Origin of the sequence: Luteolibacter arcticus (assembly GCF_025950235.1) — a bacterium.
Classification (GTDB): Bacteria; Verrucomicrobiota; Verrucomicrobiia; order Verrucomicrobiales; family Akkermansiaceae; genus Haloferula; species Haloferula arctica.
Map to the genome: position 1 here is coordinate 1 of NZ_JAPDDT010000019.1, position 12,446 is coordinate 12,446.

Sequence of the window (12,446 nt, forward strand, 5' to 3'; positions counted from 1 at the left end):
TGGTCGAAATCCATCATCGGACGAGGTATGTGAAACAGCCCAAATCCGCCTTAAGTTAGCGCCATTCGGGTCAGTCCTGAATGGCACGGGATTAAGGCCGGTTACGCCGCTTGGATTCACTGGGCGCGCGGAATTCATTTCCCCTGGAAGACCCGGCGAACCTACCGTCCAGGCGGAATAAATTCCGCGTTCCCAGTGTGCCGTGGCGCTCCGATAACAGGCTTAATCCCGTGCCATTCGGGTCAGTCCTCGCATGCCAACATTCCCTCGTCCCGGACTTTGGCCAACCAAATCTTGTCTCGATGCGGGGACTGACCCGATTGGTGACCCCGAAAACGAGAAAATGAGAGCCGGCAGTTGATCATTACAGAGGATTCTCCCAAGTAGAGAAGCCTCCCTCCTTAATCCTCTCCGAAATACGCGACACAATTTTCAGACGATCTACTATTTTTTGATACCTCTCAGGAGCCCCGCCCAAGCCTGAAACAGCGATCCATGCGCAAATCGACCCTCCAAATGGATATCTAGCCATATGAAAGAATTCCTTTTCAATGTCATTTTCCAATACTGTAATTTTCATTCCACCTAACGGCAATCCATTTGAACCAAATATTACCGAGCATAAACTCCCCACCTCCGCCGCAAGTAATGAATTTTCATTTAACGAGTAATACCATACATTTGGATAAACCACCCGACCAAATAATCTCGTCGGAAGAAAACCTGTCACCCACCCCCAAGGGCGCCACCTAGTCGGATCATAGAGATTTTTCATTGTGTGAAATAGATCACCTAACGGACCTTATTCCAAGTGTGAAATGCATGCCATGTGGTCAGGACGCGCATTTCAACAACGCCTCCAGCTTCTTCATCACTCGGACCTTTGAAACGCCCTTCCCGAATAAAGCCACGAGCCGGCTCACCGAGCGGGGGTGCCCCACCGCCTGCCGGTGCGTTGGGGTCAGTCCTCGCATTGAAACACTCCTCGCCCCGGACACCTGACCCCATCTAGTTGCTCAATGTCCCGTTTGGAACCCTAGGCCACTCCGGCGTCGAGCCCTTCCCGGCCGCTTGGAGCAGGGTGCCGGTCCTTCGCCTGCTCGGCACTTCCACCTTTCACGCGGAGCATCACGAGCATCCGAAGTACAACTTCGGCTTCTACACGCTGCTGTGGGACCGGCTGTTCGGCACGCTGGATCCCGACTACGAGCGGCGCTTCCGGCAAGAGGATGCCGGTTGATCGGCGACGACCGCGCATTGCCAGCCGCGGGAACGGCTGAAACACTCCGCCCATGCAGCGCGTGGCGGTCATCAATGTGGTCGGGCTTTCCCCTTCCCTGCTCGGGTCTTCGACGCCGCGGCTGAAGGCGTTTGCTGACAAGCATGGCTTGCAGGCCTTCCGCCCCGCGTTCCCCGCCGTCACCTGCACCGCCCAGTCATCGATGCTCACCGGCACCTGCCCGCGCGAGCATGGGATCGTGGCCAATGGCTGGTACGATCGCGAAAGCGCCGAGGTGCGATTCTGGAAGCAGAGCAATTACCTCGTCCGCGGTGAAAAGGTCTGGGAGCACCTGCGTCGCAAGCACCCGGGCTTCACCTGCGCGAAGCTCTTCTGGTGGTACAACATGTATTCCAGCGCGGACATCTCCATCACCCCGCGCCCGCTTTACCCGGCCGACGGGCGGAAGGTCTTCGACATCCACACCCAGCCCATGGACCTGCGCGAGCGGATCAAGGCGGACCTCGGCGCATTCCCCTTCCCGTCCTTCTGGGGACCGGCCGCGGGCATCCCGTGCTCGGAGTGGATCGCCGCCTCCGCCCGCTGGGTGGAGGAGCGGGAGAAGCCGACGCTGAGCCTGATCTACCTACCGCACCTCGACTACTGCCTGCAAAAATTCGGCCCCGGGGCACCGGAGATCGAGCCCGAGCTCCAGGCCATCGACCGCGTAGCGGGCGAGCTGATCGCCTTCCTCGAAGGCAGCGGCATCAAGGTGCTGGTCGTTTCCGAATACGGCATCTCAAAGGTCACGCGACCCATCCACCTCAATCGCCTCTTCCGCCAAAAGGGCTGGCTCCAGATCAAGGAAGAGCTTGGCCGCGAGACGCTCGATGCCGGCGGCTCGCAGGTCTTCGCCGTGGCCGATCACCAGATGGCCCACGTTTACGTCAATGACCGCTCGCTGCTGCGGCAGGTGCGGAGTCTGTTAGAAGAAACCGCCGGCATCGATGAAGTCCGCACCGCCGGCGAGATGTGGGGCAGCGGTATCGGCGCGGAGCGGGCCGGTGACCTCATCGCGATCTCTGCAGCGGACGCGTGGTTCACCTATTACTATTGGAACAACGACGCGAAAGCACCCGACTTTGCCCGCTGCGTCGATATCCACCGCAAGCCCGGCTACGATCCCGCCGAGCTGTTCATCGACCCCGCCATCGCGAACCCGAAGTGGCAGATCGGCAAGTTTCTCCTCAAGAAGAAGCTCGGCCTGCGGGGCCTGTTAGAAGTGATCCCGCTCGATGCCTCGCTGGTGAAAGGCTCCCACGGCCGCGATGTGGTGGAGAACGGCGAAAAGCCTCTACTCCTCGGCTCGCCGGTGCCGGTGAGCAGCGCGGAGGAGGTCTTCGGGGCGATCGTCGCGGCGGTGGACGGCCCCTGAACTTTGCGGCACAAAGTTTATTCTTGTAACGAAGCATCCGTTCGCATCGAATTACCCGCGTGAAGTCGCTCCTTCCCGCCGGTGTTCTACTTCTGTCAGTGGCAGGCATCGTCGCCTATGCCATCACAGCGGTCACGGCCGAGGCGAATCTCCGGACCGGCACCGCGGCCAAGACACCGATGGAGGCTATCAAAAAGAGCGTGTCGATGATCCGGACGGACCGCCGCTTGCGCGATGAACTCGGCAAGCGCCTCGTCCCCGCAAGCCCCTGGAAACTCGACGACGATCCGGTGGCCGGACAATTGCCGGCGCGGGCCCGATGAACCACCCATCACGAAAAGTCTCATGCGCGATTCCGAGAAACCACTGAAGGTCATTTCCGGCATCGTGTCGGCGCTAATGGTGGTCTCGGCGCTGATTTTCTTCATCTTCTCCATGGGCAAACCCAAGGAAGCGGAAGCCGTTTTGGAATACTCGGCACCACCCGGTTTCAATCCCTCCGAATTGACAACCGTGCTCGACGGACTCCGCAGGGATCAAGCGTTTCTCGCGGAAGTCGCCATCCGCAGCGGATTCGCCAAGGTATCGGAACCGGAGTTCGATCGTTTGGCCGCGGGAATGGCCAGCCGGATGACTCTTGAACCGATTTGGAAGGAATCCGGCATCTCCAGTCGGTTCATCCATCGGAAGCCCGCAGCCGCCTTAAATGTCGCCAACGCAATTGCTGCAGTCGCCAAAGAGAACCTTGAGGCGCAGCAGCAAAAACTGGCGATGGAAATTCTCTCTCAGGAAGATGCCGTGGAGGACAAACGAAAGCTTCTCGCGCAGATTCACCGGATCGAAGCTCTCAGAGCGAGTGATCCTCAATTCGAAGCAAAGTCGAATCCCGTGGGTGGATGGTCCGGCTGTGGGTCATTTGTGGATGCCAAGGGCGATTACGAGAGCGCGACCCGAAAGCTTAATCAACTCAAGGAGGCCAAGCCTGTCTTTTTCATTGGATCGATCCGCGCGGCGAAACCGACGAGCGACTAGTGCGCTTCTCCGGCCCGCCGGATGGCCTCATCCAACACCCGATGGGAGGCGACAATCGCAGCCTCTCGCATCGGAACCTCGCGGAGACGTTCCCTCACGAGATCCGGCACCAAGCGACCGGTCTCAAACAGCAGCACCAGCAACTCGATGTCCTTCGGCCTACCCGCCTGGCATTTCGCGGCGGCCATGTCGTGGGGATCGAGACAAAGTGCCCGCTCAACGCCGGGCACAGGGACCAATCGGTCCTCCCACCCCTTCGGAAACTGCTCGAAGACTACAGGCCGGATGATGTCGGCGTAGTAGCCGAAGTGAATGTGAAAGTCTTCATTCTTCCCGAGGGTCACATGGAGCAAGTGCGCCATCTCGTCATCCCACGGCTCCGGAACAAAGTTCGCGTCAAAAGTCTTGGAAAGCGGCCCGCCGTAGTCATCTCCCAATTCGGGAAAGGTCGCCAAAAGCGACGCCGAGCCAAACACGACGAGACGCTTGGTCTCGGCGAGGCCATTCGCAGCTCGCGCCAAATGCTTCAGTGAGTCCAGACGCATGTAAACCGGCGGCGTTCCTCCTTGTCCAGCACCCCTGGAAACGGAGTGCAGCTCTTCAAATAGCGCGCATATTCCCCGTCTTCCCGCAGGAAGGCCAGCAACTCCGCGAATCCCTCCGCCGACGCCTGCGCCCGCTCGATCAGTTCCCGCCACTCGATCAGCGGCCGGACGTCGCCCAGTCGGTCCATCTTGATCCAGCGCTCGATATTCCGCAGCGGGATCTCCAGCAGTTCCGGCTGCCGCTCGATCTTGTCCGCGGTATAGAGCCAGCTCTCGTGGATGAGCGGGTTCAGCCAGACGTAATCTTCCGGAATCACGGGAACAGCCTAGCAGCCGCCCGGCGGTCCCGCAAGCCGTCCTCCGGGGCACGCCGTCTGCTCGTCTGCTTTACGGTTGCGCTCTCCCGGACAGCTTCCTAGCGTTCGCTCCGGTTTTCCAACCTGAGCACTTTCCCATGAAATTCCGCCATTTCGCCCTCCCGTTCGCCGCCCTCTCCCTCGCCGCCGCGGTCGGCCTTTCTTCCTGCAAGGGCAAGAAAGAGGACGAAAACACCATCGTCATCGGCGAGGTCGCGTCCCTGACCGGCGGCACCGCCAACTTCGGCCAATCCTCCCACAATGGCACCCAAATGGCCGTGGACGAGATCAACGCCGCGGGCGGATTGCTCGGCAAACAGATCTCGCTCGTCACCGAGGATGATCAGTCGAAGAACGGCGAAGCCGGCATCGTCGCGAAGAAGCTCATTTCCCGCTCCAAGATCAAGGCGCTCCTGGGCGAGGTCTCCTCCAGCAAATCGCTGGAAATGGCCCCGATCGCACAGGCGGCCGGCGTGCCGATGATCTCCCCCGCATCCACCAATGCCAAGGTAACGGAGGCCGGCGACTACGTCTTCCGGATCTGCTTCATCGATCCCTTCCAAGGGACGGTCGGCTCCATCTTCTCGCTCTCGAAGGGCTGGAAAAAAGTCGCCATCCTCACCGACAGCAAGGAGGACTACAGCGTCGGCCTCAGCGATGCCTTCCGGAAGCACTTCTCGACCAATGGCGGCACCGTCGTCGCCGAGCAGAGCTACGGCAAGGGCGATAAGGACTTCAAGGCCCAGCTCACCGCCATCAAGGGTGCCGCGCCGGACGCCATTTTCGCCTCCGGCTACTACAATGAGGTCGCCCTCATCGCCGTGCAGGCCCGCGAGCTCGGCATCACCGTCCCGCTGGTCGGCGGCGATGGCTGGGACGGCCCCTCGCTGCTCGAGGTGGGCGGCAAGGCCATGGAAGGCTGCTACTACTCGAACCACTTCTCCAATGAGGACAAGTCTCCGGCCATCCAGGAATTCGTGAAGAAGTATGAGGCCAAGCACGGCACCAAGCCGGATGCGATGGCCGCGCTCGGCTATGACTCCGCCATGATCCTCTTCGACTCCATCAAGCGCGCCAACTCCGTGGAAGGCCCCGCCCTGCGCGACGCGATTGCGGCCACGAAGGACTACAGCGGCATCACCGGCAAAATCACGCTGGACGCCCAGCGCAATGCCAAGAAGCCGGCAGTCATCCTCACCGTCAAGGACGGCAAGGTGGTTTACACGGAGACGATCGCCCCCTGAGACGACGCCCGCCCGTAGTAACACCTCCAACCCTTCCGCCTCACCTTGGAGCAGTTCGTCCAGCAACTCCTCAACGGCCTGTTCCAAGGCTCCATCTATGCCCTCATCGCGCTGGGCTACACGATGGTCTACGGCGTCCTGCGCTTCATCAATTTCGCCCACGGCGATGTCTTCATGCTGGGGGCCTTCACCGCCTTCGGCTTGCACAAGCTGCTCGCCGGCACCTTGGCCGCGCTGCCATGGCCGGTGAGCCTGGTGATCATCCTGCTCGCCTCGATGGCGCTCTGCGCCGCGCTCGGCATCCTCATCGAGTTCCTCGCCTACCGCCCGTTGCGCAATCGCCCGCGGCTGAATGTGCTCATCACCGCGATCGGCGTCTCGCTCTTCATTGAGTACACCGGCCAGCTTGCCTTCGGCGCCGACCAGCGTCCGTTCCCGGAGCTGATCCCGCGAACCGCCATCGCCAGTACCGGCGGCCTCACGATTTCCGTCGCCCAGGTCATCGTGCTCGTCACCACGCTGCTGCTGCTATTCGGCCTGCGGATGATCGTGATGAAGACGAAGATGGGTCTCGCCATGCGGGCGCTATCGCTCAACCCCACCGCCTCTACGCTGATGGGCGTGAACAACAGCGTGGTCATATCCTTCACCTTTGGCCTCGGCTCCGCGCTCGCGGCGGCAGGCGGCATTCTCTACGCCTCGCTCTATCCCAGCATCGAGCCCTTCATGGGCATCCAGCCCGGCCTGAAGGCCTTCATTGCCGCGGTGCTCGGCGGCATCGGGAATATCCCCGGCGCGGCCCTCGGCGGCCTCATCATCGGCATCACCGAGACGCTCGTGAAGGGCTACGGACAGTACATTGGCATCAAGCCCGGCTACTCGGAAGGCGTCGCTTTCGTCATCCTCATCCTGATCCTCGTCTTCAAGCCGTCCGGCCTGCTTGGAAAGGTCGAGCGTGAGAAAGTCTAACGGACCATGAAGCGCTACACAGCCCAGATCGCTCTCATTGTCGCCCTTGCTGTCAGCATGGGGATTTCCTTCGCGTCCGATTCGATGGACGCCTACTACCTCGACATCGCGCTGAACGTGGGGATCAACATCATCCTCGCCGTTAGCCTGAATCTGGTGAATGGCCACACCGGCCAATTCTCGCTCGGCCACGCCGCCTTCATGGCAGTGGGTGCCTATGGGGCGTCGATCTTCACACTGGAAGCCAGCCAGAAACTCATCCCGCTGTTAGGCGGCCCCAGCGCCTTTGCCAACGGCACCGCCTTTTGCATCGCGCTGGTCCTCGGCGGCCTCTGTGCCGCGATCTGCGGCTGGCTCGTCGGCATGCCCTCGCTGCGCTTGCGCGGCGACTATCTTGCAATCGTCACCCTCGGCTTCAATGAAATCGTCCGCGTGATCCTGCAGAATACCGACAGCGAAGGCCCCTTCGGCGGCCCGCTCGGTTTGAAAGGCATCCCGCCGCACACCACCTTCTTCTGGGTCTTCGCCTTCGCCGCCGTCTGCATCTACGTCGTCGCCTCGATGGTGAATTCCACCTATGGCCGCGGCTTCCTCGCCGTGCGCGATGACGAGGTCGCCGCCGGTTCCATGGGCATCAATACCGTCCGCTACAAGGTCACCGCGTTCGTCACCGGATCGTTCTTCGCCGGTCTCGCCGGTGGCCTGTATGCCCACCTGCGCACCACCATTTCTCCCAGCGGCTTCGATTTCCTGAAGTCCTTCGACATCGTCGTCATCGTCATCCTCGGCGGCATGGGCAGCACCGCGGGCGTCATCGCCGCGGCCATCCTGCTCACCGTGCTGAATGAGTTCCTGCGCGACTTCGAGCAGTATCGCATGATCATCTTCTCGCTGCTGCTGATCATCATGATGATCGTCCGTCCGCAGGGGCTGCTGCCGTCGCTACCGTTCTTCAACCGGAAAAAATCCGCATGAGCGCCGGCCTCGAACTCAAGGATGTGACGATCCGTTTCGGCGGCCTGAAGGCCGTCGGGGACCTGAGCTTCAGCGTGGCTCCCGGCGAACTCGTCGGACTCATCGGCCCGAATGGGGCAGGGAAAACCACCGTCTTCAACCTGATCACCGGCGTCTATACGCCCACCTCCGGCCAGATCCATTTCGAAGGCACACCGGTCCCCGGCAAGAAGCCGCACGAGATCACCCGCATGGGCATCGCGCGCACCTTCCAGAATATCCGCCTCTTCTCATCCCTCAGCGTGCTCGACAACGTCCGTGCCGCGATGATGACCCACCTCAAGCGCGGCATCATTCACTCGCTCAGCCGCGGCCCGGTCTATCACCGCGAAGAAGCCGCGATCGAAAAGGATGCCATCGAACTCCTCGACATCTTCGGCCTCGCCAACCGATGCGATGCGAACTCGAAGAGCCTGAACTACGGCGACCAACGCCGCCTCGAGATCGTCCGCGCGCTCGCGACCAAGCCGAAGCTGTTGCTCCTCGACGAACCCGCCGCCGGCATGAACCCGTCCGAGAAGGACGACCTCATGCAGCTCATCCGCTTCATCAAGGAGCGCTACAACCTCGCCGTGCTGCTCGTGGAGCACGACATGAAGGTCGTCATGGGCATCTGCCAGCGCATCGCGGTCATCGAATACGGCTGCAAGATCGCCGAAGGCACGCCGAAGGAAATCCAATGCGATCCAAGGGTGATCGAAGCCTACCTCGGCGTGACAGTTGAGAGTTGATGGTTGAGTGTTGAGAGCAAAGGCAAAGAACTGCAAACCGACGAAAGCCATGTTTGGATTCGAGAAACTTGAGGTCTGGCAGAAAGCCATTGAGTTCGCGGACTTGGTTTACTCAGCCACGCGACAGTTCCCGGCGGATGAGCGGTTTGGCCTGACCAATCAAATGCGTCGGGCCGCCGTGTCGATTTCGTCGAATATCGCGGAAGGAAGCGGCCGGATTTCGCGAAAGGACTTCGCCCGCTTCATCGAGATCGCGACCGGCTCGCTCTACGAGGTCATCTCACAGTCCCACGTCGGAAAGAATCAGGGCTTTCTTTCCCCTGATGATTTCAGTCTCCTCTACAGTGCTGCGGAAGAACAAAGCCGGATGCTGAGCGGCCTTCGGCGCGCTTTGCTGGAAGACGCGTAACCGAGAGCTTCTTTCTCTCAACTCTCAACTCTCAACCATCAACTCTCAACCGCCTTGCTCGAAGTAAAAGACCTGTATGTTTCCTATGGCGCGATCAAAGCGCTCCACGGGGTCTCTCTGAACGTCCCCAAGGGAAGCATCGTCACTTTGATTGGAGCGAACGGCGCAGGCAAATCAACTACCCTTCGCGCGTTGTCCGGCCTCGTGAAATCGACCGGCTCGATCACTTACGAAGGCCAGCAAATCGGCGGACTCGCCCCGCACAAGATCGTTTCCCGCAGCCTCTGCCACGTGCCTGAGGGCCGCATGGTCTTCGCCAATCTCACGGTGAAGGAAAACCTCGCGATGGGCGCTTACTTACAGCGCGACAAGGGATGGATCGCGAAGCAGACGGACTACGTCTTCCACCTCTTCCCCCGCCTCAAGGAGCGTGAGAATCAGGCGGCCGGTACCATGTCCGGAGGTGAGCAGCAGATGCTGGCGATCGGCCGGGCGCTGCTGAGCAATCCGAAGTTCCTGATGCTGGACGAGCCGTCGCTGGGCATCGCCCCGCTGCTGGTGAAGTCGATCTTCGAACGCATCGTCGAGATCAACCGCGAGCAAGGCCTCACCATCCTGCTGGTGGAACAAAACGCCAACCTAGCGCTCGACGTTTCCAGCTACGGCTACGTGCTTGAGACCGGCAAGATCCTGCTCGAAGGTCCGTCCGCCGAGCTGAAAGCGAATCCCAAGGTTCAGGAAGCGTATCTCGGTGCCTGACCGTAAGGAGTGTCGACATTCTGTCGACACGGCGTGGACAGAATGTCCTCGCTCCTTGAATCCCACTCGCCATGAAAATCTTCACCGACCTCTCGACCACGCCGGAGCTCATCGACTACCTCCGGCAAGGCATCGCACCCCATGAGCTGCTGCTGCCATCCCAAGGCGGCGCTTCCGTGCTGGCCGACGTGCCGACCGACCCGCTGATGCAAGACGCGGACATTGTGCTCGGCCAACCGCGCGTCGATGCCGTGCTCTCCTCGGCGAAGCTGAAGTGGCTGCAAGTCAGCACCGCGGGCTATACGCGCTACGACACCACCGATTTCCGCGCCGCGGTGAAGGAGAAAGGCATTGCAGTCTCCAATAGCTCCCACGTTTACGATGATCCCTGCGCCGAACATGTGCTGGCCTTCATGTTGGCGAATGCTCGCCAATTCCCGCGGGCTCTGAAGTCCCGCTGCGCGAACGGTTCGCCGGAATGGAACGAGTTGCGCCGGGACAGCAAGCTGCTGCAAGGCCAGTCGCTGCTCATCATCGGCTACGGCGCCATCGCCGAGCGGGTGATCGAGCTGTTGGGACCGTTTCGCATGGACATCACCGCCATGCGCCGCACCCCACGCGGCGATGAGAAAGTGAAGATCGTCACGCCCGATGAAGTCGCCGCCGCCTTGGGCAAAGCCGACCACGTCATCAACATCCTGCCGGACAATGCGGAGTCGCTGCGCTGGTTCAATGCCACACGCTTCACCCAGATGAAGCCTGGCGCGATCTACTACAACATCGGCCGCGGCACCACCACCCATCAAGACGACCTCGCCGCCGCCCTGAAGTCCGGCCACCTCGGAGCCGCGTGGCTCGATGTCACCGACCCCGAGCCGCTGCCGGATGAACACGTGCTGTGGACTTGCGAGAATTGCCACATCACGCCGCACACCGCCGGCGGGCAATTCGACGAAGCGCGGGTGCTGATCCGCCATTTCCTGGAAAACCTCGCCCGCTACGAGAAGGGCGAGAAGCTGGTGAACCGGATCATGTGAAAATCACTGGGAACGCGGAATTTATTCCGCCTGTCGAGATCACAGGCTTGTCGGGAGGAGCGACTGACCCCGGAAGCGCCGGTCTTCAGAGCGGCCCGAGTGGTCCTTGGCTGCCCACCTCGTCATCCGCTCTCCCTATCCCTCGTCCGGCAGGCTTTTGAGGGACCGTTCCTGCCGGTCTGAAGACCGGCGCTCCCGGGCAAGCTGGCCAGCACGCCTTGCATGGAATGGAGTTGTCGAAACGCGGCTTCTTCCCTCAACTGCCATGGTTGGATCCGGAAACGTTTCCGACGATCCAAAGTGACCGACGTTCATGGGAAAGAAGAAGTCCACCGCCAAGAAAGCCAAACCCGTCCTCTGGCAGAAGCTGGCCGATCATTTCGACACCGATCCGGGCGAGCTGCCGGTGATCGAGCGGATGTTCCGCCAATACGAGCGCCCGAATCTGCACCAAGCAGTCGTCGATCTCGCCGCCGATGACAGCGAGCTGTGCGGCATCGTGATGCGTCACGAATACATGAATCCGTCGCTCTCGAAGTTCGCCCGCGAGGGAAGCTCGCGCGACTTCGACCTCGGGCCGGTGGCGCATGTGGACGAGGAGTTGCCGGGGGATCGCCGGCTCGCCTGCGTGAAGCGCGGGCTGAAGCTTTTCCTCCACCGCGGCAAACCCATCGCGCTGCTATTGGACGAGGAGCGCTACAGCGCCACTCCCGGCCTGCGGCTGGAAGTGATGGCCGCCGACCGTGAAGCAGCGGAGGATTTCCTGCGACGGGTGGAGACGGAAACGCGGGCCGGCAAGGCGTTTCGCGGCGGCGTGCTGTCGCTTGAGGGTAATTGCCGCGGTGGTTTCGAGCTGCAGTTTCACAAGCTCCCCTCGATCACCCGGGATGAGGTCATCCTGCCAGATGCGGTGCTGCAACGGATCGAGCGCCACACGGTGGATTTCAGCACGCACGCCGAACGGCTGAAGGCAGCCGGACGGCACCTGAAACGCGGTGTGCTTTTCCACGGCCCGCCGGGAACAGGAAAGACCTTCTCCGCCATGTATCTCGCGTCGCGGATGCCGGAGCGCACGGTCTTCCTCCTGACCGGCGGCGACCTCGGCATGATCCAACAGGCCGTGGCGATGGCACGCGTGCTACAACCTGCCACGCTCATCCTCGAGGACGTCGATCTCATCGGCACCCGCCGCGAGGATCAAGTGGTGGGTGCGAATGCAGTGCTCTTCGAATTGCTCAACCAGATGGACGGCCTCGCCCACGACGCCGACCTGCTTTTCATCCTGACCACGAACCGCCCGGACGTGCTCGAGCCGGCGCTGGCGTCGCGGCCCGGGCGCATCGACCAGGCGATCGAAATCCCACCGCCCGATGCCGATTGCCGACGGCGCTTGATCGAGCTCTATGGCAAGGGGCTGAAGCTGGAGTTGCAGCATCTGGACGACCTGATCTTGCGGATCGAGGGCGTCAGCGCCGCCTTCATCCGCGAGCTGCTGCGCAAGGCGGCGGTCCACTCGGCGCTGGAAAGCGAGGGCGAGATCGTGGTTGCCGACCGCCATCTCGCCGCGGCCTTGACCGAGCTTATGGTCGATGGCGGCGCCCTGACGATGAGTCTGCTGGGCGCGGCGAAGTGAGACCACTGGGAACGCGGAATTCATTCCGCCAGGCAACCCCGGTCTCCCATCATCCAAGGGCGA

The 12,446-nt window shown here is 61.4% G+C and carries 15 protein-coding genes; 12 read left to right on the forward strand and 3 right to left on the reverse strand.

From position 1 onward, the window contains the following. Nucleotides 1-364 precede the first annotated feature (364 nt). Nucleotides 365-775, reverse strand: coding sequence for a hypothetical protein (locus OKA05_RS25375; RefSeq protein WP_264490019.1), 411 nt, complete (start codon nucleotides 773-775; stop codon nucleotides 365-367). A gap of 237 nt (nucleotides 776-1,012) precedes the next feature. Here OKA05_RS25375 and OKA05_RS25380 point away from each other — a divergent pair, with 237 nt between their 5' ends. From OKA05_RS25380 to OKA05_RS25395, 4 genes are read left to right on the forward strand one after another with little or no spacing between them, the layout of a single operon-like run. Continuing rightward, nucleotides 1,013-1,240, forward strand: a complete 228-nt coding sequence (locus OKA05_RS25380; RefSeq protein WP_264490020.1) for a sterol desaturase family protein — start codon at nucleotides 1,013-1,015, stop codon at nucleotides 1,238-1,240. Between the two features lie 52 nt (nucleotides 1,241-1,292). Continuing rightward, nucleotides 1,293-2,654 (forward strand): alkaline phosphatase family protein, encoded by a 1,362-nt coding sequence (locus tag OKA05_RS25385; protein WP_264490021.1) that lies wholly within the window; start codon nucleotides 1,293-1,295, stop codon nucleotides 2,652-2,654. Nucleotides 2,655-2,713: 59 nt separating this feature from the next. Continuing rightward, entirely contained in the window at nucleotides 2,714-2,977 is a 264-nt protein-coding gene (locus OKA05_RS25390; protein WP_264490022.1) for a hypothetical protein, read from the forward strand. Nucleotides 2,978-2,999: 22 nt separating this feature from the next. Beyond that, nucleotides 3,000-3,686, forward strand: coding sequence for a hypothetical protein (locus tag OKA05_RS25395; RefSeq protein ID WP_264490023.1), 687 nt, complete (start codon nucleotides 3,000-3,002; stop codon nucleotides 3,684-3,686). Here the strand turns inward: OKA05_RS25395 and OKA05_RS25400 are convergent. Both OKA05_RS25400 and OKA05_RS25405 read right to left on the reverse strand, forming a co-directional pair. Then, on the reverse strand, nucleotides 3,683-4,231 hold the full coding sequence (locus OKA05_RS25400) for a DUF6036 family nucleotidyltransferase (protein WP_264490024.1): 549 nt from the start codon (nucleotides 4,229-4,231) through the stop codon (nucleotides 3,683-3,685). The two genes, OKA05_RS25395 and OKA05_RS25400, sit on opposite strands and share 4 nt — an antisense overlap. Further along, complete coding sequence (locus OKA05_RS25405; RefSeq protein WP_264490025.1) at nucleotides 4,213-4,548, reverse strand: hypothetical protein; 336 nt, start codon at nucleotides 4,546-4,548, stop codon at nucleotides 4,213-4,215. Before OKA05_RS25405 ends, OKA05_RS25400 begins: the two co-directional genes overlap by 19 nt. Nucleotides 4,549-4,685: 137 nt before the next feature. Here OKA05_RS25405 and OKA05_RS25410 point away from each other — a divergent pair, with 137 nt between their 5' ends. The 8 genes from OKA05_RS25410 to OKA05_RS25445 all read left to right on the forward strand — a co-directional run bounded on the left by OKA05_RS25410 (nucleotide 4,686) and on the right by OKA05_RS25445 (nucleotide 12,383). Then, nucleotides 4,686-5,831: an ABC transporter substrate-binding protein gene (locus OKA05_RS25410; protein ID WP_264490026.1), complete on the forward strand. Its 1,146-nt coding sequence runs from the start codon at nucleotides 4,686-4,688 to the stop codon at nucleotides 5,829-5,831. Between the two features lie 45 nt (nucleotides 5,832-5,876). Beyond that, complete coding sequence (locus OKA05_RS25415) at nucleotides 5,877-6,800, forward strand: branched-chain amino acid ABC transporter permease (protein WP_264490027.1); 924 nt, start codon at nucleotides 5,877-5,879, stop codon at nucleotides 6,798-6,800. A gap of 6 nt (nucleotides 6,801-6,806) precedes the next feature. Next, on the forward strand, nucleotides 6,807-7,775 hold the full coding sequence (locus OKA05_RS25420) for a branched-chain amino acid ABC transporter permease (protein WP_264490028.1): 969 nt from the start codon (nucleotides 6,807-6,809) through the stop codon (nucleotides 7,773-7,775). Further along, the gene (locus OKA05_RS25425) at nucleotides 7,772-8,545 is read left to right on the forward strand and encodes an ABC transporter ATP-binding protein (RefSeq protein ID WP_264490029.1); all 774 of its coding nucleotides are present in this window, start codon (nucleotides 7,772-7,774) and stop codon (nucleotides 8,543-8,545) included. The genes OKA05_RS25420 and OKA05_RS25425 overlap by 4 nt, the downstream gene beginning before the upstream one ends. Before the next feature lie 49 nt (nucleotides 8,546-8,594). Further along, nucleotides 8,595-8,954 carry a four helix bundle protein gene (locus tag OKA05_RS25430; protein ID WP_264490030.1) on the forward strand — a complete coding sequence of 120 codons (360 nt, stop codon included), beginning with the start codon at nucleotides 8,595-8,597 and terminating at the stop codon, nucleotides 8,952-8,954. Nucleotides 8,955-9,008: 54 nt separating this feature from the next. Further along, nucleotides 9,009-9,713, forward strand: coding sequence for an ABC transporter ATP-binding protein (locus tag OKA05_RS25435; protein ID WP_264490031.1), 705 nt, complete (start codon nucleotides 9,009-9,011; stop codon nucleotides 9,711-9,713). A gap of 71 nt (nucleotides 9,714-9,784) precedes the next feature. Continuing rightward, entirely contained in the window at nucleotides 9,785-10,750 is a 966-nt protein-coding gene (locus tag OKA05_RS25440) for a D-2-hydroxyacid dehydrogenase (RefSeq protein ID WP_264490032.1), read from the forward strand. A 313-nt stretch (nucleotides 10,751-11,063) separates the two neighbouring features. Continuing rightward, nucleotides 11,064-12,383, forward strand: a complete 1,320-nt coding sequence (locus OKA05_RS25445; RefSeq protein ID WP_264490033.1) for an AAA family ATPase — start codon at nucleotides 11,064-11,066, stop codon at nucleotides 12,381-12,383. Nucleotides 12,384-12,446 lie beyond the last annotated feature (63 nt).

What these genes read in the sequence shown, in the direction of transcription:
- OKA05_RS25375 (WP_264490019.1), bottom strand. Translation starts at nt 775, where the DNA reads ATGAAAAATCTCTATGATCCGACTAGGTGGCGCCCTTGGGGGTGGGTG.
- OKA05_RS25385 (WP_264490021.1), top strand. Translation starts at nt 1,293, where the DNA reads ATGCAGCGCGTGGCGGTCATCAATGTGGTCGGGCTTTCCCCTTCCCTG.
- OKA05_RS25395 (WP_264490023.1), top strand. Translation starts at nt 3,000, where the DNA reads ATGCGCGATTCCGAGAAACCACTGAAGGTCATTTCCGGCATCGTGTCG.
- OKA05_RS25400 (WP_264490024.1), bottom strand. Translation starts at nt 4,231, where the DNA reads ATGCGTCTGGACTCACTGAAGCATTTGGCGCGAGCTGCGAATGGCCTC.
- OKA05_RS25410 (WP_264490026.1), top strand. Translation starts at nt 4,686, where the DNA reads ATGAAATTCCGCCATTTCGCCCTCCCGTTCGCCGCCCTCTCCCTCGCC.
- OKA05_RS25420 (WP_264490028.1), top strand. Translation starts at nt 6,807, where the DNA reads ATGAAGCGCTACACAGCCCAGATCGCTCTCATTGTCGCCCTTGCTGTC.
- OKA05_RS25425 (WP_264490029.1), top strand. Translation starts at nt 7,772, where the DNA reads ATGAGCGCCGGCCTCGAACTCAAGGATGTGACGATCCGTTTCGGCGGC.
- OKA05_RS25430 (WP_264490030.1), top strand. Translation starts at nt 8,595, where the DNA reads ATGTTTGGATTCGAGAAACTTGAGGTCTGGCAGAAAGCCATTGAGTTC.
- OKA05_RS25440 (WP_264490032.1), top strand. Translation starts at nt 9,785, where the DNA reads ATGAAAATCTTCACCGACCTCTCGACCACGCCGGAGCTCATCGACTAC.
- OKA05_RS25445 (WP_264490033.1), top strand. Translation starts at nt 11,064, where the DNA reads ATGGGAAAGAAGAAGTCCACCGCCAAGAAAGCCAAACCCGTCCTCTGG.